The 19,620-nt window shown below is 64.7% G+C and carries 18 protein-coding genes; 5 read left to right on the top strand and 13 right to left on the bottom strand.

The window, feature by feature from the left end; translation table 11 throughout:
- Positions 1 to 64: 64 nt before the first annotated feature.
- The 5 genes from B7X65_RS07645 to B7X65_RS07625 form a co-directional block, all read right to left on the bottom strand.
- Entirely contained in the window at positions 65 to 910 is an 846-nt protein-coding gene (locus tag B7X65_RS07645) for an enoyl-CoA hydratase-related protein (protein WP_293593693.1), read from the bottom strand.
- Between the two features lie 15 nt (positions 911 to 925).
- Positions 926 to 1,228: a hypothetical protein gene (locus B7X65_RS07640; RefSeq protein WP_293593692.1), complete on the bottom strand. Its 303-nt coding sequence runs from the start codon at positions 1,226 to 1,228 to the stop codon at positions 926 to 928.
- Positions 1,229 to 1,318: 90 nt separating this feature from the next.
- Positions 1,319 to 1,777 carry a tetratricopeptide repeat protein gene (locus B7X65_RS07635; protein ID WP_293593691.1) on the bottom strand — a complete coding sequence of 153 codons (459 nt, stop codon included), beginning with the start codon at positions 1,775 to 1,777 and terminating at the stop codon, positions 1,319 to 1,321.
- Between the two features lie 179 nt (positions 1,778 to 1,956).
- Complete coding sequence (locus B7X65_RS07630) at positions 1,957 to 2,700, bottom strand: anti-sigma factor (protein WP_293593690.1); 744 nt, start codon at positions 2,698 to 2,700, stop codon at positions 1,957 to 1,959.
- A complete protein-coding gene (locus tag B7X65_RS07625) occupies positions 2,697 to 3,296 on the bottom strand; it encodes a sigma-70 family RNA polymerase sigma factor (RefSeq protein ID WP_293593689.1) in 600 nt (199 codons plus the stop codon). The genes B7X65_RS07630 and B7X65_RS07625 overlap by 4 nt, the downstream gene beginning before the upstream one ends.
- Before the next feature lie 195 nt (positions 3,297 to 3,491).
- Between B7X65_RS07625 and B7X65_RS07620 the strand changes: the two genes are divergently transcribed.
- Both B7X65_RS07620 and B7X65_RS07615 read left to right on the top strand, forming a co-directional pair.
- Positions 3,492 to 3,767 carry a hypothetical protein gene (locus B7X65_RS07620; RefSeq protein ID WP_293593688.1) on the top strand — a complete coding sequence of 92 codons (276 nt, stop codon included), beginning with the start codon at positions 3,492 to 3,494 and terminating at the stop codon, positions 3,765 to 3,767.
- A 7-nt stretch (positions 3,768 to 3,774) separates the two neighbouring features.
- The gene (locus B7X65_RS07615; protein WP_293593687.1) at positions 3,775 to 4,374 is read left to right on the top strand and encodes a hypothetical protein; all 600 of its coding nucleotides are present in this window, start codon (positions 3,775 to 3,777) and stop codon (positions 4,372 to 4,374) included.
- Between the two features lie 128 nt (positions 4,375 to 4,502).
- On the opposite strand, the gene B7X65_RS07610 is transcribed toward B7X65_RS07615, so the two are convergent.
- From B7X65_RS07610 to dinB, 4 genes are all read right to left on the bottom strand, one after another.
- Positions 4,503 to 6,944, bottom strand: coding sequence for a type II/IV secretion system protein (locus B7X65_RS07610; RefSeq protein ID WP_293593686.1), 2,442 nt, complete (start codon positions 6,942 to 6,944; stop codon positions 4,503 to 4,505).
- A 68-nt stretch (positions 6,945 to 7,012) separates the two neighbouring features.
- Positions 7,013 to 8,917 (bottom strand): sensor domain-containing diguanylate cyclase, encoded by a 1,905-nt coding sequence (locus B7X65_RS07605; RefSeq protein WP_293593685.1) that lies wholly within the window; start codon positions 8,915 to 8,917, stop codon positions 7,013 to 7,015.
- Positions 8,910 to 10,052 (bottom strand): nitric oxide-sensing protein NosP, encoded by a 1,143-nt coding sequence (nosP, locus tag B7X65_RS07600; RefSeq protein WP_293593684.1) that lies wholly within the window; start codon positions 10,050 to 10,052, stop codon positions 8,910 to 8,912. The genes B7X65_RS07605 and nosP overlap by 8 nt, the downstream gene beginning before the upstream one ends.
- A gap of 187 nt (positions 10,053 to 10,239) precedes the next feature.
- On the bottom strand, positions 10,240 to 11,454 hold the full coding sequence (gene dinB / locus B7X65_RS07595) for a DNA polymerase IV (RefSeq protein WP_293594101.1): 1,215 nt from the start codon (positions 11,452 to 11,454) through the stop codon (positions 10,240 to 10,242).
- A 286-nt stretch (positions 11,455 to 11,740) separates the two neighbouring features.
- Between dinB and B7X65_RS07590 the strand changes: the two genes are divergently transcribed.
- Positions 11,741 to 12,643 carry a cytochrome c gene (locus B7X65_RS07590; protein WP_293593683.1) on the top strand — a complete coding sequence of 301 codons (903 nt, stop codon included), beginning with the start codon at positions 11,741 to 11,743 and terminating at the stop codon, positions 12,641 to 12,643.
- Positions 12,644 to 12,646: 3 nt separating this feature from the next.
- Here B7X65_RS07590 and B7X65_RS07585 read toward each other — a convergent pair whose 3' ends face one another.
- Genes B7X65_RS07585 through B7X65_RS07575 form a run of 3 tightly spaced genes read right to left on the bottom strand, consistent with a single transcriptional unit; the run spans position 12,647 to position 16,000 of the window.
- Positions 12,647 to 14,590, bottom strand: a complete 1,944-nt coding sequence (locus B7X65_RS07585) for a chorismate-binding protein (RefSeq protein WP_293593682.1) — start codon at positions 14,588 to 14,590, stop codon at positions 12,647 to 12,649.
- 13 nt (positions 14,591 to 14,603) lie between these two features.
- A complete protein-coding gene (locus B7X65_RS07580) occupies positions 14,604 to 15,626 on the bottom strand; it encodes a tripartite tricarboxylate transporter substrate binding protein (protein WP_293593681.1) in 1,023 nt (340 codons plus the stop codon).
- A complete protein-coding gene (locus B7X65_RS07575) occupies positions 15,623 to 16,000 on the bottom strand; it encodes a chorismate mutase (protein ID WP_293593680.1) in 378 nt (125 codons plus the stop codon). The genes B7X65_RS07580 and B7X65_RS07575 overlap by 4 nt, the downstream gene beginning before the upstream one ends.
- A 312-nt stretch (positions 16,001 to 16,312) precedes the next feature.
- Here B7X65_RS07575 and B7X65_RS07570 point away from each other — a divergent pair, with 312 nt between their 5' ends.
- Complete coding sequence (locus B7X65_RS07570; RefSeq protein WP_293593679.1) at positions 16,313 to 17,278, top strand: BLUF domain-containing protein; 966 nt, start codon at positions 16,313 to 16,315, stop codon at positions 17,276 to 17,278.
- On the opposite strand, the gene B7X65_RS07565 is transcribed toward B7X65_RS07570, so the two are convergent.
- Positions 17,261 to 18,409, bottom strand: coding sequence for an alpha-hydroxy acid oxidase (locus B7X65_RS07565; RefSeq protein ID WP_293593678.1), 1,149 nt, complete (start codon positions 18,407 to 18,409; stop codon positions 17,261 to 17,263). The genes B7X65_RS07570 and B7X65_RS07565 overlap by 18 nt on opposite strands.
- Before the next feature lie 93 nt (positions 18,410 to 18,502).
- On the opposite strand from B7X65_RS07565, the gene B7X65_RS07560 reads away from it, so the two are divergent.
- Entirely contained in the window at positions 18,503 to 19,612 is a 1,110-nt protein-coding gene (locus B7X65_RS07560; protein WP_293593677.1) for a hypothetical protein, read from the top strand.
- Positions 19,613 to 19,620: the final 8 nt, after the last annotated feature.

Genomic DNA, 19,620 nt, shown 5'->3' with positions numbered 1-19,620 from the left:
GGGATGACAATATCTGTCACTTTTGCTATGTAATCAATAGCTGCTTGCGCCCGCCCACTATGGGCTAGAGCCCGATTTCCTTGAAACTCTGGAGCGGTGACAGGCCTGCGAACCCGCCTGCGCGTTTTTCCTTCATGGCCGTCACGGCCTCACGCACATGCTGGTTGCTCCAGATCGCGCCCTGCAGCCAGCCCATTTGTTTGAGCGCGTCGTCCACCGAATGGTCACGCGTGTAGTGGATGGCCTGCTTGGTGCCCCAGATGGCCACCGGCGGCTTGCTGGCAATTTCCTTCGCGCACAACAGCGCGCCGGCCAGCAGGGCTTCGGGCGAATCGAACACCTCGTTGACCAGGCCGTAACCCAGCGCCCTGGCTGCGCCGAGCCGGCGTCCGGTGTAGGCCAGCTCCTTGACCACGGCCAGCGGCACCAGCTTGGGCAGGCGCTGCAGCGTGCCGACATCGGCGACCATGCCGATGTTGATTTCCTGGATGCAGAAAAATGCATCGCTTGTCGCGTAACGCAGGCAGCAGGCGGTCACCATGTCCACCGCGCCGCCTATGCAGCCGCCCTGGATGGCGGCGATCACCGGGATGCGCAGGGTCTCGAGTTTGGTGAAGGTGGCCTGCATGTCGGCCAGCATGTCGAAAATGGCGGCGCGGCCTTCGGGGCTCTGGTCGTCCATCGCAATGGCGCCGCTGAAGGTCTCCAGCGCCATGCCGGCGCTGAAATGTTTGCCGGTGCTGGAGATCACCAGCACACGCGCATCGCCGGCCTTGTGGATGTGGGTGAGCACCTCATCGAGCTCGCGCCAGAAGGTCGGGTGCATGGTGTTCATCGCCTCGGGGCGATTGAGCACCAGGTGGGCGATGTGGTCGGTGGTGGAAAGGGTGAAGCAGGTCAGTGGGTTCATGCCTGTCACTGTAATTCAGTGCACCAGTTCCAGCCAGTCACACCTGAGACGGCCGCGGGTATGGGCGCGCGCCCGCCAGCGCACATACAGCTGCGGCGCAAGCATGCCGAGCAGGCACAAGGGGTAGGCCAGCGGGATGTCCAGCGCAAAGGCCGGCAACCAGCCGACCCAGCCCATGACCCACAGCGTCAGCACGGCGTCCCAGAGCTGGTGCTCCAGCGGATGGCTGCCTTGATGGTCCAGGTGCCACTGCTTGATGCGCTGCAGCCCCGCCAGGGTAGGGTGCCAGCTTTCCGGGGAAGTTGAAGGGTGCGCCATAAAGCCTCCGTGCAGAGGCTTCAATGTAAGTTTCAAGAAAGCTTGTGTCAACGCCCCCGGTCTGTTGCGGCCCGGCGGGGTGAACAGGCCCTACTTGGCAGCCGCGATGGCTTTGGCCAGGTCTGTGGTTTCTTCACAGCTGCCGCAGATGGCCTGCAGCTTGGCAAGCTGGGCTTCGGCCTGGGCTTTCTGGCCGGTCTTCAAGTAGGCAATGCCCGAGTATTCCAGCGCGCCGCGGTGTTTCGGATCCAGCGTCAGCGCCTTGTTGTAGGCGGCAAAGGCCTCGTCGTATTTGCCCAGCCAGCGGTTCGAATAACCGAGGTAGTTGTAGGCGTCGGCGTTTTTCGGGTTCTGCGCGACGACTTTGCTGAAGCTGCTGGCAGCCTCGGCCCATTTTTTGGCTTCCAGGGCTTTTTTGCCGGTGGCAAAGTCGTCAAGGCGTGCGTTTTCCACAGGGGTGGCCTGGAAGTCGGCGGCCAGTGCAGCGCCGGCCAGGACGAAGCCCAGGATGGGCAGGGCGAGGAATTGGCGAAGGGTCAGTGTGTTCATGTCGGGCTCCTTTGAAATATCGGTTGTTGACGTGCGCTGTGATTCAGCACCTAGGACAAACGAGGGAAACCGCGAAACGGATGCAAGGCGGATTGAAATTATTTGTCATCGGGCCACGGCAATCTGCAAACGAGGAAACGGTCACAAGCGTTCCAGGCTTCGAATCCGTACTTTTCAGTTCACCACAATTTCGCGCAATTGCCGCTGAACACCACGGGTCCACTCGGGGCGGCAACTGCCGCATTCGTTTCCAGCGTCACCACCAGCTTGCCGACCTTGGACAGCAGTTTCTCGGAGGTGTCGGGAAGCATGGATACCGCCGAGCCGCTGGTGGGCACGGACCCCAATGCAAAGGCCGGACCGCTGGCCGGCACCGCCCACAGCACCAGCGTGCCCCCAGCCGGCGGCGTGATCGGGCCGATGACCTTGACCGTCATGGTTCTGCCGTGGCGCAGCGAGCTGACCAGCAGCTTGCCGTTGCCCTGGGCATCGGTCAGCAGGCCCACATAACTCTGCGGCAGTTTTTCGCCGGTGCGCATGGCGATCTGGTCGCTGGACATGAAGAGGCCCGGTGCCATCACAAACAAAACGCTGGCAGCCATCACACCGGCGGCGAGGCCACCTAAACCAAAGCCCGCGGGTTTGAGCCAGCCCAGCCAGCCGGCTTTGGCCTGCGCTGCGTGTGGCGGCCTGGCCGTTTGCGTGCGCGCCGCGATCGCGGTCCACACCCTGGGCGAGGGTTGGTGCACCGGCACCGACACAGCGAGCTGGCCCAGCCGCGACTCCCACTGCGTGACGCGCACGCGCACATCGGCGCGGTCGCGCTGCAGGCGTTCAAAGCGGCGGCGCGCGCCGCCTGTCAGCGTGCCGAGTACATACGATGACGCCAGGTGTTCGAGCAGGTCGGGGCTGGTATATCTCATGCCACCACCCCCTGCGCGGCCAGGCAGCCCTTGAGCTTTTCGAGCCCGCGCCGTATCCAGGCTTTCACCGAGCCCAGCGGCGCGCCCATTTGCGCGGCCACTTCGGTATGGCTCAAGCCCTGGTAATACGCCAGGGCCAGGCTTTGCCGGTAGCTGCCGTCGAGCGCACTCATGCAGCCTTCGATGTGCAGGGCCTGGCTGGCCTGTTCAAGCAAGTGCATGGCGCTGGGCACCGGGTTGCCAACGGACTGGACATCGTCTTCATCGACGTCGCCCGACTCGGGCAGCTCGCTTTCTCGGCGGCGTGTGCGGACGCGCAAGGCGTCCAGCGCCTTGTTGCGCACGATGGCGATCAGCCATGTCATGGCTTGAATGGTTTGCCCGCCTACCTCGCTGCGGTAGCTGCCGGCACTTTTCCAGATACTCACATACGCCTCTTGCAGCACATCTTCGGCCGCCTGTCCTTGACCCAATATACGAACGGCAACCCCGAACAGATGCAGGTGCGTCCGTTCATAGACTTCGGCGAAGCAGGCGTGGTCGCCCTGCGCCGCAGCTGCAATCAACGCTTCCAGGCTGGGGGTGTCCGGTTTCATGCGGCTGAGTATAGGGAGTTCTGCCATGGCGGCAAGCACCCGGTTTGGCGAAAAAAAGTCTGGATTCCTGCATCCGGTTGGTCAAACGCAACGTTTGTCACGGATAGGCAGGGCGGCCACATGTCATGGCGCCGAGCCACATTTCCGGTCGGCCGGCTTGTCCGTCTGCACATTCACTTTTTTCAGGAGATTGTCATGACATCTGTTCTCGCAACACCGCTTTCCGGCTCCGGCATGGTTCTGGCGGTGCATTGTGCGGGCTTGCTCGGCGCTTGCGCTTCCCCACGGGCTGGGCCCGCAGAGGCACGCCCGCCCGTGTCCGCCGCGCTCGGCGTCACCAGCGAACAGCGCCTCCACACCGAAGGCGGCAATGCCCAAGCGCGCGGCTGCACAGCTCAGGCTGACGCGGGCAAGCGCATCAAGGAAGGCTGCGCCGCAGACTTTGTTTTCTTCACCGCCACTTTCCCCTGATATCGGTATGTCTGCACTCAAAAATTTATTCACCCCGGGAAAGCGTTCAAAGTCCGCACCCGCCGGGCCGGAGACTGCGCCTGTCAAGATGAACCTTGAGGAGCGCATGGAGTTCCGGCGCGAGATGTTGTATGAAGCCATCAGGATCACCATGCAGGCCCACGGCATCCTGTCGGCAAGCTACCGCTTCCGCGTGGTGCGCAACGACAGGCGCGGCCACATGTACTCCGTGATGATGGATCTGTCCACCGACTTCATGCACAACCGCAAGGGCTGTCCCGCGCAACTGGTCGCCCTGGGCATGGCCATCGGCAAAAATGCAGCCGCGCGTTATGGCATCCTGGTGAGCGGCGTGTACTGGCGAGTCAACGACCAGATACAGGGGTTCGAGCCCAGCCGGCCGGACGCTGAGTTCGGTGCCGACGCCACGGCGCCGGCCCTGCCGCCGCCGCGCCCCCGGCATGAGCGTGCAGGGGCCGAGGAGTTGGCGGCCTTCGAGGCCGCCTGGCAGAAAGAGAAAGCCCAGGAGTTGCGCCTTCGTGACCGCGTTTATGCGTCCGATCTTGCGCCGCTGGGGGATCTGGCAGAAGGCGTTAGCCGGCGTTAACAGGGGGCTAAATCCGGCGCCGTCGCGGCACCACGCCCAGTTGCAGGGTGGTCTTGCCGGGTGCGGCGCTCACAGTGGTTTGCTGCGGCGCGGTGTCCGGCGGCTGACGGTTTGCGCTTGCAAAAAAGCTATCGGCAGCTGGCCTGCACCTGTTTGAAGTCCAGATGCCCTTGCAGGATCTTTTCAATCGCATCCTGCTCCAGCGTCGTCATGCCGCCTTCCGTCGCTTCATGCAGGATCTCCGCGGACGTTGCCCGTGTCTGGATTCTGGCCTTGATGACTGGTGAGGCGACGAGCAGCTCGTACACCCCCATGCGTCCCTTGTAGCCGCTATGGTCACAGGTCGGACATCCGACCGCCGAATAAAGCGTCAGCGTTCCATCGCTGCCTCCATAACGTGAGCGCCAGCGACCGGCGACATCGGATGGGTTCCGCTTCACATCGCGGCAGTATTCATGCGCGAGCGCGTCGATTTCCTCGGGTGCAGCAAGATGCGGCCTGCGGCAGGTCGTGCACAGGCGGCGCACGAGGCGCTGCCCTACAACGCCCAGCAGCGCATCGGAGAAGTTGAAGGGGTCGAGTCCGAAATCCAGCAGCCGCACGATGCTTTCGACAGCGCTGTTGGTGTGCATCGTCGAAAGCACGAGGTGGCCCGTGAGCGAAGCGGCGATCACCGTGCGGGCCGTCTCCGGATCACGCGTCTCTCCCACCATGATCACGTCCGGATCGGCCCGCAGGAAGCTGCGCAGCACCTCGGGAAAGGTCAGGCCGAGCTTCGGGTTGACCTGGACTTGGCACAGACCGTCCTGGCTGATCTCGATCGGATCCTCGACCGTCCAGATCTTGCGCTGGGGCGTATTGATCTGGCTGAGCAGCGAATGCAGCGTCGTGGTCTTGCCCGACCCGGTGGGCCCACAGACGAACAGCAGGCCGAAAGACCTGTTCGAGATCGCCTTCAGCTCTGCAAGGTCGCGAGGCGACAGCGCGAGCTGGTCCATGGACATGGCGCGTGGTGCCGCGAGGATGCGCATGACCACGTCCTCCATGCCGTTCGCCGTGGGCATCATGATCACGCGCAACTCCATGGTCCGGGGACCGAAATCCTCGAAGCGGATCCGGCCGTCTTGCGGCCGCCTATGCTCCGAAATGTCGAGTTCGCTCATGATCTTGAGGCGCGAGACCAGTGCGGCGCGGAAGTTCGACGGAATGTCAATGTACGGTGCCAGGACACCGTCGACACGGAACCGGACCCGGCTCGGCAGGCCGCCTGCCCGCGATTCGATATGGATGTCCGAGGCGCCCTGGTCATAGGCGTCCATGATCATCTTGTTGACCAGCCGCACGAGCGTATTGTCCGACTCGGTGACATCTTCCTCCTTGGTTCGCTCCACGGTCAGGCTCTCTTTTCCAAGCTTCACGACCAGCTGAGCGATCTTCTCGCTATCGATTGCGCTGTCATAAAACTGCGCGATGGCCGCCTGCAGATCTTCTCGCGCCGCCATGACTGGATCGACCTTGAGTCCGGTGAAAAATTCGAGCTCGTGCAGTGCCTCCCACGACAGGGGATTCTCGATGCCTACCGCGATTCTCTTGTCCGTGCGATACAGGGGCATCACGAGGTACTTGCGCGCGAGGTCGGGGGAGACGGCCTTGATGGCGTTCGGGTCGTACTGAAACCTCGCCAGGTTCACAGAGGGCACACCGAGCTGGCCGACCAGCACCTTGCGGATCGCCTCGCGGGTCACCGCTCCCATCTCGACAAGAATCTCGCCGAGCAGCTTGTGGCGGTCAACGGCCTGTTGGCCGAGCGCGGTATCGAGCTGCTGCTGGGTAACGAGTTTGTCCTGGATCAGAACCTCTCCGAGCTTGCGACGCGGCATGGTGGCCTGTTGCCTGAGGGCGACTTCAAGATCCTCGCGCGTCACAAAGCCGGCCTCGGCGAGGTAGTCGCCGATCTTCTTGGTCTTGAGCAATTGCTGCATTCGCAACCCTGCTTCCAGGGCTTCTCCTGAAAGCGCATGGTTGTTGATCAGAGCCTGCCCAAGGGGCTCTTCGATGCGGTAGGTCGCCACCAGTTCGGCCGGGACAAACCATCGCAGAACCTCTTCTGCATAGTCGGCGACAAAAAGGAACAAGCCCGACCTGCGGGGAAGAACGGACACCACGTCGACTTCGAGAACGGAGCCGTCCTTGAATACGACCATGCACGCGCCCTTTTCGTCCGAAGGTTTGGCCTCGATGGCGCCGGGGGGAACCGCGAGCGGGATGCGCTCAAGCGCAACCGTGCGGGCAAGACTCAAGCTGCGGAAGGACTGAAAAGTCAGCAGGCGGCATGGCCCCGCTTCCGGCTGGAATTCGACCACGCCGGCGTCGAAGTCGATCCGAAGGACCGTGCCGAAAAGCTTGTTTCCGTCTGCCAGCGTGACCAGGCCGCGCTCAGGTTCTGAGTCTGCGCCGGGGTCGATGATCCGCATGTGGTGCGGCGCGGGCCAATTCAAGCCGGTCGGCGCGCGCGGTGATGCAGGGGGCGGGGTGGGGAGCCTGTCGGCAGCAGGAAGAGGCATTTTCATTTTCTCCGGTCATTGTCGGGATTCGGACCGCCTGCAGGCAGGCACGACTTCCTGTACCTGGGTTTCCCTCAGGCGCCTGCGCCGCCGCCTGCAGGCGCGGGACTGACGCTGACGCGGTTGCGGCCGGCCGACTTGGCCGAGTACAGCGCTGCATCGGCGGCGGCGATCAGGTCGTCGCTGGTGCGGCCGTTGCGCGGAAAAGTCGCAACGCCGAAGGAGGCGGTCACCGCGATCTGTGCGGCGCCAAAGGTGACTGGCGCGGCCGCCAGTGCCAAACGCAGCTGCTCGGCACGCTCGACGGCGTTTTCTGTGGATGTCCCGGGCAGAACCAGCAGGAACTCCTCGCCGCCGTAGCGGCAGCAGATGTCGCTGCCGCGCGCGTGGCGTTTCATCAGCGCGCCGAAGACCCGCAATACCTCGTCCCCGGCAAGATGACCGTGGGCGTCATTGACCCGTTTGAAATGGTCGAGATCACCCATGATCACGCTGACGGGATGCCCCTGGCGCTCAGCCAGAATCAGTTCGCGGGCGAACATTTCCTCCAGGTAACGGCGGTTGTAGAGGCCGGTCAGCGAATCATGCACGGACTGATCGCGAAGTTGTTCCTGCAGTCTCTGCAGTTCCAGCTCGGCGTGCTTGCGTTCGGTGATGTCGCTGCCGATGGCAATGACAAGCACACCCTGCGAGGTTTCAGTTCTGGTCGCTGTCACTGCATAGTCCCGGATCCCGCGCAAGGCGCTGACCCGCACCTCGATGGCGGCCTCGCCCTGCTGGAAAACGGCCTGGATTTTCTCTTTGGCTCTGGCCCGATCCCCCTCATGCACGATGGAAAAAATGTTGGCCTGCGACATTTCTGCATTCGACCGGCCCAGCAGCCTCCTGAGCCTGATGTTCCAGTGGATAAATCGTCCTGTGCTGTCGAAAACGCAGAATATGTCCGGCAGGCTGGCGATCAGCTTGTTGGAGAAGGCGCGTTCATCGCGGATCTGCTTCTCGGCCTGCTTGCGTTCGGTGATGTCGCGGAAATGCCAGACCCGCCCATAGTAGGTGCCGTCCGCGCCTGTCATTGGCGCGGAGTAGCGGTCCAGGATTCTGCCGTCCTTGAGTGCGAGTTCCTCGCGGCTTTCCTCTGTGACGTGTTCGTACAGATAGACGACGCGGGCAAGGAAGGCCTCCGGGTCCTGCACCTGGGCGACGACCTGCTGCAGCACCGGCTCGTCCACGCCAGCTGCCACCACATCTGGCGCAAGCGCCCATAAATTGATGAAGCGGCGGTTGTAGGAAATGATTTTCCCCTGCGCATCGACCACCAGGATCGCGTCCTGCGAAACCTCCTGCTGCGTGGCCAGGATGGTGTTCTTGAATGCCAGGGCCTGTTCGGCCTGCCGACGACCGCTGATGTCGAGAATCACGGCAATGGTTTGGAGCGTTCCGCCGGATGCCATGAGACTGCCGTGAACTTCGATGTCCACTTCGGTGCCATTCTTGCGCAGCCCCCCGATCGTGAGGGTAAGTTGGTTCATTTCACCACCGAGCAGCTTGCGAAAACGTTCTGCCACGAGCGGGCGATCAGACTCGATGGTGAGATCGAGCGGTCCCAGTTGCCGCACTTCTTCGGCGCTGTAGCCGAAGATTTCATTGAATTTGCCATTGGAGTAGCTGAACTTCCCGTCTTCGACAATGACAATGCCGGTCAAAGATTGGTTCGCCAGTCCGTGGAATTTTTCCTCGGATGCGCGCAGGATGCGGTTGGCTTTCTCGTTGTCGCGCAGTGCCGCTTCCAGCTGCTCGGTGCGGCGGCGTACCCGCTCCGTCAGCATGATCGTTGTCTGGAACGCGGTGAAATCGGACACATGGGCACTGGTGTTGCGTTCGGCGCGATCCATCAACGCCTGGATGATCTTGTTGAGCCGGGCGACCTCGGTCGGTCCGTCCGGCTGATTCGGGGCGGGAGGTGGGCCGGGCTCAGCCATTGACAGCCTCGCCGATGGCAATACCGGTCAGCGTCTGGTTGACATGGACGCCCTGGTACTGTTCCCCGTAGCTGTTAAAGCCGATGACCTTGTTGGAGAGGAATACCGCTTCGACACGATCAACCAGTCCGCTTTGGGCGATTTCCAGCTTGCGCAGGATGCAGTCGAAGCCGAGAATTAATTGCGGCGGGCCGATGACGGCCTGGATCCGGGCGAAGGCGTGCTCCAGATTCTCGACCAGGTCCACGCCGCGCGCCACACGCAGGACCACACCTTCCTCGATGGCGCAGAAAAAAGTCAGGCTGCCGTCGGGGTTGGCCTTCTGGATCGAGCGTACGTAATTCGTGCCGTCAATCACGACCACCACCGGCGACGCTGCAAAGCGCATCGGGTCCAGATTCTGCGCGTCCACTCCGACCAGCCGGGCATAAGCCTGCGCGGCTGGCCAGCCGTCGATTTCCCTGACTATCCTTTGTGCGGCATCGGCCTGCGTGACCACGACCCGCTGGTCCGTGGGAACGACATGCTGGATCTTGAATGTCTGGAAGGGCAAAGGCGTGGTGACCAGCACCAGGACGGCGCTGTCTGCGTGAAAATGCCCCTCGAAATACACCTGCGTTTTGCCGAAATTCATGCCGTCACCCGCCGAGCCGCCCACCAACGGGCGGCTTTCCAGGGCATTTTGCAAGGCCTGCGTGACCGGCTCTTCGCGCACGGACAAACCGTCGATCAGCAGCAATGCGAAACTGTTGGCGGCATTGGCCTGCGGCGCATGTTTTTCCAGCCCTTGCAATACCTCCTGGGCGAAAGCCTGACCCGTGGCCAGTTCGAATTGCTGCAAATGATCGATGCGACCACTCGCGGCAACAAAGCTGTCAGCAGGAAAACTTGCCCCGGAAAGGCTGTGATCTCGGCAACCCGTGGGGCCCATTTCGCCCGCCGTGGTGCAGCCGACGACCTGGACGCCGGCGAACAGCCTGTCCATCTCGGCGGCCAGAAGATCGAGATCGTACTGGCTGGAACAGAAGAACATCACCAGCACCATGTCCGGTTGCGCCACTGCAGCGTGAAATTCGCGCACGGCTTCAGACGGGTCTGTCGCGCTGGACTGCGCCCTGCGTATACGGTTCTTCATGGGAGCTTCCTGGTTTCGTCCGCTCGGGCTGATCGGGGATTCTGTGCCCGGATCTGCTGGCTAGTCGTGGTCGAAATTTTCCGCCACGGCATGTCTGCTGTTGTTGCTGTACATCAACGGCGAGACGGTTTTCCTCATCAGGGAGGGCCCCGGGGCGATCACCTTGCCGTCGCTGCTCCGTCAGGCCTCAGAAGAGCTGGTCAATAGTCGCTATCGAATCAATAGCGGTTTGCGCAACAGGGCCAAGGGTCGCTGCCGTTTTTGATTCAATGTGTTGAGCCTCGGCCGATGTGCCTGCCTTGAGCAGCGTGCCCACGCGCACGCCCAGCAGGCGCAGGCGCTTGTCCAGCGGGACGCGCTTGAGGCACAGGCCGGCGGTGTGGCGTATGGTCCTGGCGTCGGCGGTGTAGGCCTCTATCGTCTGGTCGCGCGTCACACTCTTGAAGTTGTCGTAACGCAGCTTGATACCTATGGTTTTCCCGACGTAGCCCTTGCGCTGCAGGTCGTCGGCCAGCTTCTCGCAGAGGCTGGTGAAAATGGCGCCCAGCTCCGCGCGGTCGCGCACCGCATGCAGGTCGCGCTCGAAGGTGGTTTCGCGGCTGATGGACACCGGTTCGCTTTCGGTGACCACCGGCCGCTCGTCGCGGCCCCAGGCGGCCTCGTGCATCCAGGCGCCGGTGGCCTTGCCGAAATGCCGGATCAGGAAGGCCGGCTCCTGGGCAGCCAGTTCGCCGATGGTGTGGATGGCCAGCGCCGCCAGTTTTTCGCCGGCCTTGGGGCCGATGCCGTTGATCTTGCGCACATTGAGCGGCCAGATTTTTTCCTGCAGGTCCGCTTCATAAACAACCGAGATGCCCTTGGGCTTGTTGAATTCGCTGGCCATCTTGGCGAGCAGCTTGTTGGGCGCCACGCCGACCGAACAGGACAGGCCGGTTTTCTCGAGAATCTGTTTCTGGATCAGGCGCGCCAGCACACGCCCGCCCTCGCGCTGGCCGCCGGGCACGTCGGTGAAGTCGATGTAGACCTCGTCGACGCCGCGGTCCTCCATCAGCGGCGCGATGTCGGTGATGGTGCTCTTGAACAGCCGCGAGTACTTGCGCACCTCGTCAAAATCCACCGGCAGCACGATGGCCTGCGGGCACAGTTTGGCGGCCTTCATCATGCCCATGGCCGAGCCCACGCCGAACTGGCGTGCGGCATAGGTCGCGGTGGTGATGACGCCGCGGCCCACATAGTCCTTGAGCAGCGGGAACTCCGCGACCGGGATGAAGCGCAACGCACGTTCGCCCTGCGCGGCCATCAGCGCTTCGTCCACCTTGCGGCGGCCGCCGCCTATGACCACCGGCAGGCCCTTGAGCTGCGGGTAACGCAGCAGCTCGATGGATGCAAAAAAGGCATCCATGTCGAGGTGCGCAATGCGGCGGATTCTGGACGGGCTGGAAGGGTTGGACGGGAGAGAGGCGCTCACCCGGCAAGCATAGCGTTGAACGGGGCGCCCCGCTGTTCCCGCCCGCCAGGGCGGTGGTCCGGCATTCGCCAGACGCAGCGGATGTAAATAGTTGCCTTCGCCAACAGGGGTTGCTGTGACTTATTGCCCGGCTTCCAGCGTGACAAGGCAGCGCCTGCTTTCTAGAATTTCGCCTTTGTCCCAAACGGGTGTGGACAGGGATCAAACCAGAGGAAAAACAATGAAACGATGGGTCAAGTGGGTTCTGGGCGCAGGGGCCGCCCTGGTGGTGCTGGCGGCCGGTGCGACGCTGGTGGGGACGGAGCTGGCTGATCAAAAAGCGCAGCGCCTCGTCAAGGTGAATGTGCGGCCCGTGGCTTTTCCGGCCGATGCGCAGTCGCTGGAGCGCGGCAAATACCTGTTCAATTCGCGCGGTTGTGTGGACTGCCATGGCGTCAACGGCGCTGGCCGCGAGTTCGTCAACGACGGCCATGGCTTGCGTCTGGCGGGCCCGAACATCACGCCGGGTGAGGGCAAGGTGGTGGCGCGCTACACATCCGAAGACTGGGTGCGTACGCTGCGCCACGGCGTCAAGCCCGATGGCCGGCCGCTGTTTGTCATGCCCAGCGAAGACTACAACCGCTTCACCGATGCCGACCTCGGTGCGCTGGTGGCCTATGTGCGCAGCCTGCCGCCGCAGCCGGGCGGCGCAACGGTGCTGGAGTTGTCGCTGCCGGTCAAGCTGCTGTATGGCTTCGATGCGATTGAAGACGCGGCGCAGAAGATCGACCATTCCCTGCCGCCGGCCACCGCCGTGGCCGAAGGCGTGACGGTGGCGCACGGTGCCTATGTGGCCAACATGTGCATCAGCTGTCACGGGGCGGGGCTTTCCGGCGGCAAGATTCCCGGTGCCCCGCCCGACTGGGCGCCGGCTGCCAACCTCACGCCGGGTGATGGCAGCGCGATGACGCGTTACAAGGATGCCGGCCAGTTTGTCGCCATGCTGCGCAGCGGCAAGCGGCCGGACGGCGCAGTCGTCACCGTGATGCCTTTTGAGTCACTGCGCGAACTCAACGATGTGGATGCCCAGGCGCTGTACGCCTACCTGAAAACCGTGCCGGCGCGGCCTTTTGGGCAGCGTTAGGTCCTAAAGCTGTTCGGTAACGGCTGCAAAAGCCAGGGCCGCACGCAGCAGCTGCAGCGCCTGCGGGCTGGAGAGCAGGGAGTCAGGGCGAAACAGCAGGCAGACCACGCGCCGGCCGGCATGGGCCAGGGCCACCGGCTGCCCCTGCTCGTCCAGCGCCCAAGCCTGCCAGCCGGCCTTCAGGTCGTCGGCCTGCAGCACGGCGCTGGCATAACGCGCTGCCGCAAAAGGGCCGTCGCTGCGCCAGGGCGCTGCAGCGGTGGTGCTGCACAGCAGCGTGCGGCCATGTTCGGGCCGGTCGGGCAACACGGTCCAGCCCGATGCACCGAGCAGGCGCAGGGCCGCATCACCGACAGCGACCAGGTGCTGCTCAGGACAAGCCGCCAGGTCGTTCGCCCCGACAAGCAGGCAACACGGCGCTTGCGGCGCGAGATCCAGGCCGAGGCCCAGGCCCAGCAGGCAGTCGCGCATGGCATGACCAAAGGGATCGCCGGCATCCACCAGGTGAACGGCGACGGGCAGGGCGATGTCTTGTTGCGCAGCAGCTTGTGCGGCTGCAGCTTCCAGCCCGAAAGCGCGCCACAGCGAAAGTGTCTTGAGCCGGGATTCCTGCTCCTCGCGTTCCGGCGACGAGTCGGCCATCAGGTCCCCGCCGGTGCGCACCTCCGCCACGCTACCCCGAACCGCGGCGGCGCGCAGGATGGTGCCGGCAAGGGCATCGCCGTTGGATGCCACCTGCACCACCAGGCCGCCGTACCAGCCGCGCGGGCTGGCCTCGAGTTCATCGATGGCCCGCAGCGCCTCGGCCCGCGGGGTGCCGGTGACCATCACCGACGCCGCCGTGGCCACGATGGCGTCCCAGGCATCGGCGCCGTCGCGCAGACGTCCTTCGAGCCGGTCCACCGCATGCACCACGGTCGCCAGCGACATCGGCCGGCGCCGGTCCAGCAGGCGCAGCGAGCCGGGCGCGCACAGCGGCGCCAGATCATTGCGCAGCGCGTCGGTGCAGACGGCAAGCGACGCGGCGTCCACCTCTTCATTGAGCAGCTCGCGCAGCGACTCGGCCTCGCCGATGGCGCCGGGCCGGCGTGCCACCGTGCCGCAGACCGGAAGGGTCTGGACGATGCGATTGGTGACGACCAGTTGCAGGTCGGGTGAGGCGCCGAACAGGCGCAAGCCCGAACCGTCGTTGACAAAAAAACTGGCCGGCGCGGGATTGGCCTCGCGCAGGCGCCCGAAGGCCGTCACGGCCGGCAGTTGCACGCGGCGGCGGTAGCTCTGGCTCAGGGTCAGCGACACCAGCGGACGCGCGCGCAGGCATTCCAGCGCGCGGCGCACCATGTCGGCGTAAGCGCCCACCGGAAAATCGTCACGGGGTTCGGCTGCGACCGGATCGAGGGCAGACCGGGAGGCGATGGGCGCTGCCAGCGAAGCGGTCGGCGGTGAGGCCGGCAACAGGGACCCGGGAAGGCTCAAGGCGACGTGTTGCCAGTCGCCTGCGCCATCCCGCCGAAGCAGGTGCTGGCCGAAAAAAAGCACACCCAGCGCGCCGGCATCGTTGCCGGGTTCGGTCAGGCGGTGGGCCGCAAACGGCAGGGCGCCCAGAAGCAGCACGTCGGCAGAAGGATCAAAACACGCCAGGAAAGCGCGCAGGGCCGTGATGCCTGAGACCTGCGGCCCCCGCACGGTCTGAGCGCGCCAGCGGGCCAGCCCGGGCTGCGCCAGCAGGTCTTGGCCAAAAACGGTGAGGGCCTCGACTTCCAGCCCGTCGCCATACAGACGCAGGGCCAGTGCGGGTTCGACCAGCAGCGTGGCCTGCAGCGGATGCAGGCCGGCAATGCCGGCATCGACGCCGAAATAAATGCCGGCCTCGGTCTCCAGCCGCGCCAGCGCCGCGTCGACCTCTGCCAAGGTGGCCGCGCTGCGCTGGACGCGCAGGCCGATCATGCGCACTGCGGCGCTACTCGACGGAGATGCCGGTGCGCTTGATGATGGGGGTCATCACGCGCAATTCCTGCTGCATGAACTTCTGCAGGTCCTGCTCGGAGCCGCCTATGGGTTCCATGTACTGGGCGTGGAGTTTTTCCCTGACCTCGGGCATGGCGAGCACGGCGTTGATTTCCTGGTTCATGCGCCGCACGATCTCGGTCGGCGTGCTGGCCGGGGCCATCACGGCCATCCAGGCGAGATTTTCGATCTCGGGCAGGCCGGCTTCCTTCATGGTCGGGATGTCGGGCATGAGCTGGCTGCGTTTGGCGGTGGACACGGCCAGAGCGCGCATCTTGCCCGCCTTGACCTGGGGGATCACCGCCACCGCGGGCACGCAGGCAAACTGCACGTCGCCCTGCAGGATGGCCAGGATGGCCAGCGGCGAAGAGGCATACGGAATGTGGACCGCGAAGGTGTCGGTCTTGACCTTGAGCAGCTCCACACCGAGCTGCGACAGGCTGCCCACGCCGGTCGATGAGAAGTTGAACTTGCCGGGATTTTTCTTCATCGCGTCGACCAGATCCTTGAGCGTGGTGATGCCCGAGTCGGCGCGTACCGCGCACACATTGGCCTGGCCGCCGGCCAGCACCACCGGGCGCAGCTCGGTGAACGGGTCATAAGGCAGCTTCTTGTAGAGCACGGTGTTGTACACCAGCGGCCCGTTGGTGCTGATGACGAAGTTGTAGCCGTCACCTGCCGATTTGGCCACGGCGCCGGTGCCGTTGTTGCCACCGGCGCCGGCGCGGTTTTCGATGATCACCGGCTGGCCCAGGCGCGGCGAGAGCTTGTCGGCCACGATGCGCGCGATCACATCCGGCGACGAGCCTGCGCCGTAAGGCACCACGATGCGTACCGGCTTGTTCGGCCAGGCCTGTCCTGAGCCTGTCGAAGCGGCCTGGGCCATGGCGCTGCTTGCTGCAAGCGCAACGGTGGCCGCCACGGCACAGCGTGCCAGCAGGTGTGTGAGTGGAAAGCGGGGCAGGGTGGTGTTCATGGCTTGATCAGTTCCGTGTCGTGAAAAAAAGTGCCCTCGCCCGCGATGTAGCCGGCGACAAGGGTGCGGTAGGTGGACTCGACGATGTCGGACAGTCCGGGGAAAGCGGCTTCGTGGTGTGCGGCAAGGGCCCGCACGCGCGCGAAGACTTCGGCCTGGCGCGCCGGCGCGGCCACCTGGAAGGCGTCGCGCTTGAAACGGGTGGCGTCACGCACACACAGCGCGCGCTGTGCGAGCAGCTCGACGATCTGCCCGTCCAGCGTGTCGATGCGCTCCCGCAGCGCGGCCAGTGTCGGGGCGACCTCGACATAGTCCGGGTCCTTGAAGCGGCGCACCGGGGGCGTGTGGATGGCGGGTTCCTGGGGAGAGGTCATGGGGAAAGCGAAGCGCCTGGAGCACCCCGGGTAATTGATAAGCAAGCTTATTTCTTTGGCAGCGCACTGTCATGGGGATATTCCCCAACAGGGCGACCGTCCATTGATCATCTGGCGGGCTGGATTTGGGGCGGGCTTGACCCGGCGCAATACGGTGCGGTGGCCTTTCGGGGATGATGTGGCGTTGCCTGTAGCGGGTGCATACGTGAGAGATGAGAGGCGAGAGATGAAGGGCTTGTGGTGCTGGATTTGATGACGAGTGATTGGCCGGATAGCGCGGCAACGGCGACGGACAGGGAGGTAGGCCGCCTCATGTACGCCAGCCAGAGCAATTTCACCGGCCCGGTGTTTCAGGAAATGCAGCGCATTCGCGAACACGCCTTGCAACGCAATGTGGCTGACGAGGTTCATGTGGCGCTTCTTCACCAGAGCGGCTGGTTCGTTGAATGGATGGAAGGGCCGCCTGCGGGTGTGCATGCCCTGATGGGGCGCGTCGCACGCGACACGCGTCACCGCGGCCTGCGCTTGCTGCATTCGAGCCGCGGCCCGCGCCGGCTGACGCAGCCCTGGTCCATGGCCATCGTGCAGGCGCTCGAGCTGCCGGCCGATTTCGCCCGGCGGGTGGTCACACTGCGCGAGGAGCATCAACAGGGCCGCGCGCCTGGTCCTGCGACGGTGTGGCGGCGCCTGTCCACACCGCTGACGCATCCCGGGGCGGCTGAACAGGCGGTCAGCGACCGGTTCCAGCGCGTCATGGTCTGTGCGGCCAGGGGTGAGGCTTCCTTCGACATGGTGCGCTGGCTGGGCAGGACGCACAAGGCCGAGGTGGTGCACCGGCGCTTCGCCGGCAGCCGCGCCGACGGGCTGGACGTGGCGACCGATTATGTGGATCTCGATTCCGGCGCCGTCGTGCGGCGGGTGATCGCCATGGCACGCAATGGCCTGCATCTCGGATTGACGCAGGCCTTTCTGCCCGACTATTCCCACGTGATCCTGCTTCTCAGCGGCGACAGCACCCGTGACGGCGACCTGATGCAGCGGCTGGTGGTGGCCTGTGCGCGTCTGGTGCACCGGCCCGTGGTGGTAGGACTGGGACAGCCGTTTTGCGATCACGCCGCGCTGCAGAAGATGGCGCACCGCGGCGGGCTGGTCTACCTGGACTGTGATCTCGCAGGGCACATAGACGCGCAGGCCTGGTGGGATGCCGCCGAGCCCCTGCTGGACCTGAGTCTGGCGGCCAACTCCGACTGGCTGCCGCTGTCAGTAAGTGCCGGGTAGCAAAATCCCCTTGTTCACCGTCTCGATGTTGGTGTGGCCGCAAAACGCCATGGTCAGGTCCAGCTCGCGGTGGATGATCTGCAGCGCCTTGCTCACGCCTTCCTCCCCCATGGCGCCCAGGCCGTACAGGAAGGAGCGCCCGATGTAGGTGCCCTTGGCGCCCAGCGCCCGTGCCTTGAGCACGTCCTGGCCGCTGCGGATGCCGCCGTCCATGTGGATCTCGATCTGGCTGCCGACGGCGTCCACAATCTGCGGCAGTGCGCGAATCGACGACTCGGCCCCGTCGAGCTGGCGCCCGCCGTGGTTGGAAACGATCAGCGCATCGGCGCCCGAGTTCACCGCGAGTTTCGCGTCTTCCATGTCCTGGATGCCCTTGAGGATCAGCTTGCCGCCCCAGCGTTTCTTGATCCATTCCACGTCGCCCCAGTTCAGGCCCGGGTCGAACTGCTTGGCGGTCCACTCGGAAAGCGAACCCATGTTTTCCACACCCTTGACGTGGCCGACGATGTTGCCGAAGCCGTGGCGTTTGGTGCCCAGCATGCCCAGGCCCCAGCGCGGCTTGGTCATCAGGTTCAGGATGGTGGCCAGTGTCGGTTTGGGCGGCGCACTCAGGCCGTTCTTGAGGTCCTTGTGGCGCTGGCCGAGGATCTGCAGGTCCAGCGTGAGCACCAGCGCCGAGCAGTTGGCGGCCTTGGCGCGGTCGATCAGGCGCTCGATGAAGTCGCGGTCCTTCATCACATAGAGCTGGAACCAGAAGGGATGGCGATCGGTCCCGGCCGCCACGTCCTCGATGGAGCAGATGCTCATGGTCGAGAGCGTGAACGGAATGCCGAACTTTTTCGCCGCACGTGCGCCCAGGATCTCGCCGTCGGCATGCTGCATGCCGGTCAGGCCGGTAGGCGCAATCGCCACCGGCATGGCCACGTTCTGGCCAATCATCTGCGTGGCCGTGCTGCGGTTTTCCATGTTGACGGCCACGCGCTGGCGCAGCTTGATGGACTGGAAGTCGCTTTCATTGGCGCGGTAGGTGCTCTCGGTCCACGAGCCGGAGTCGGCGTAGTCGTAGAACATGCGGGGCACGCGCTTTTTGGCCAGAACGCGCAGGTCTTCGATGGTGGTGATCACGGGCATGGAGTCTCCTTGGAAGCCCTTGATGCTAGCGGTTTGCGGAGCGCCCGGTTTGAAGAAATTTGCATGCGGGCGCACAATTCCGGAATTTTCTTCATGCCAAGCTTCACAACACCTGTTCTTCCGGACCTGAAACGGGTCATCAATGCCTGGGGAACGCCCACCCCTTATGGCGTCTCGCGCAGCGACCCCGCCGTGGCCGAGGCGGGGTCGCTGATGCTGCAGCGCCACGTGGTGCTGGCGGACCTGCAGGCCCTGGCCGGGCGCGAACTGGCGGCCTGGAGCGGGGCCGAGTCGGCCTGCGTCACCCACTGCAGTGCGGCGGCCATCACGTTGGCGGTGGCCGCCTGCATGGCCGGCACCGATGCGGCACGCGTGGCGCAGTTGCCGGACAACACGGGCATGCCGAACCGTGTGTTGCTGCTCGCGGCCCAGCAGGTGAATTACGGCCAGGCGATCACGCAGGCTGTGCGGCTGGCCGGCGCGCACCCTGTGCCGTGCCCGGCGCTGGCCGACCTTGCCGCCGACCTGGCGCGCGGAGGTGTTGCCTGTGTGCTGGCCGTCGAGTCGCACCTGGCGGTCGGCTCGGGGCCGGCGGTCACCGGCGAACTGGCGGCGCTGGCCCATGCGGCCGGCGTGCCTCTGGTGCTGGACGCGGCGGCGCAGGACTGGCGTGCACGCGAACTGGTCACCGGCGGGGCTGACCTGGTGCTGCTCAGTGGCCAGAAATACCTGCGTAGTCCGACGGCGGGGCTGGTGCTGGGGCGTGCGGACCTGGTCGCGGCGCTCGACGCACAACACGGCGGTGTGGGCAGGGCCATGAAGCCGACCAAGGAGGCGCTGGCCGGCGTGCTGGCTGCCCTCCGCCTGCGCGCCGACATGCCGCGCGATGCATGGTGCGCGGCCCAGCAGCGCAAGCTCGATGCCATGGCAGCCGCGGCCCGCGGCTGGCCGGGTGTGACGGTGGAACGCACGCCCGATCCGCAAGGCAATGGTTTTGCGCGCCTGTGGCTGAAGGTGGACGCGGCTGTCACTGGCATCAGCGCCGGCGGTGTGATCGGGCTGCTGCGCGCGGGTGATCCGGTGGTGGTGGTGGCGCCGCACCGGGCTGCGCAGGGCAGTATCGGGCTGGAGCTCACGGCGGTGCACGGGGAGGAACTGCCCGAGTTGTGCGCGCTGCTGGCCACTGCGCTGAACGCTGGCTGAGGCTGTTT

It is taken from the genome of Polaromonas sp. 39-63-25 (genome assembly GCF_002278925.1).
In the GTDB taxonomy this organism is placed as follows: Bacteria; Pseudomonadota; Gammaproteobacteria; order Burkholderiales; family Burkholderiaceae_C; genus Polaromonas.
This window is presented reverse-complemented; position numbering and strand designations above follow the sequence as displayed.

Coding starts and splice junctions, on each gene's coding strand:
- B7X65_RS07645 (WP_293593693.1), bottom strand. CDS start 910: ATGAACCCACTGACCTGCTTCACCCTTTCCACCACCGACCACATCGCC.
- B7X65_RS07640 (WP_293593692.1), bottom strand. CDS start 1,228: ATGGCGCACCCTTCAACTTCCCCGGAAAGCTGGCACCCTACCCTGGCG.
- B7X65_RS07635 (WP_293593691.1), bottom strand. CDS start 1,777: ATGAACACACTGACCCTTCGCCAATTCCTCGCCCTGCCCATCCTGGGC.
- B7X65_RS07630 (WP_293593690.1), bottom strand. CDS start 2,700: ATGAGATATACCAGCCCCGACCTGCTCGAACACCTGGCGTCATCGTAT.
- B7X65_RS07625 (WP_293593689.1), bottom strand. CDS start 3,296: ATGAAACCGGACACCCCCAGCCTGGAAGCGTTGATTGCAGCTGCGGCG.
- B7X65_RS07620 (WP_293593688.1), top strand. CDS start 3,492: ATGACATCTGTTCTCGCAACACCGCTTTCCGGCTCCGGCATGGTTCTG.
- B7X65_RS07615 (WP_293593687.1), top strand. CDS start 3,775: ATGTCTGCACTCAAAAATTTATTCACCCCGGGAAAGCGTTCAAAGTCC.
- B7X65_RS07610 (WP_293593686.1), bottom strand. CDS start 6,944: ATGAAAATGCCTCTTCCTGCTGCCGACAGGCTCCCCACCCCGCCCCCT.
- B7X65_RS07605 (WP_293593685.1), bottom strand. CDS start 8,917: ATGGCTGAGCCCGGCCCACCTCCCGCCCCGAATCAGCCGGACGGACCG.
- nosP (WP_293593684.1), bottom strand. CDS start 10,052: ATGAAGAACCGTATACGCAGGGCGCAGTCCAGCGCGACAGACCCGTCT.
- dinB (WP_293594101.1), bottom strand. CDS start 11,454: ATGGATGCCTTTTTTGCATCCATCGAGCTGCTGCGTTACCCGCAGCTC.
- B7X65_RS07590 (WP_293593683.1), top strand. CDS start 11,741: ATGAAACGATGGGTCAAGTGGGTTCTGGGCGCAGGGGCCGCCCTGGTG.
- B7X65_RS07585 (WP_293593682.1), bottom strand. CDS start 14,590: ATGATCGGCCTGCGCGTCCAGCGCAGCGCGGCCACCTTGGCAGAGGTC.
- B7X65_RS07580 (WP_293593681.1), bottom strand. CDS start 15,626: ATGAACACCACCCTGCCCCGCTTTCCACTCACACACCTGCTGGCACGC.
- B7X65_RS07575 (WP_293593680.1), bottom strand. CDS start 16,000: ATGACCTCTCCCCAGGAACCCGCCATCCACACGCCCCCGGTGCGCCGC.
- B7X65_RS07570 (WP_293593679.1), top strand. CDS start 16,313: ATGTACGCCAGCCAGAGCAATTTCACCGGCCCGGTGTTTCAGGAAATG.
- B7X65_RS07565 (WP_293593678.1), bottom strand. CDS start 18,409: ATGCCCGTGATCACCACCATCGAAGACCTGCGCGTTCTGGCCAAAAAG.
- B7X65_RS07560 (WP_293593677.1), top strand. CDS start 18,503: ATGCCAAGCTTCACAACACCTGTTCTTCCGGACCTGAAACGGGTCATC.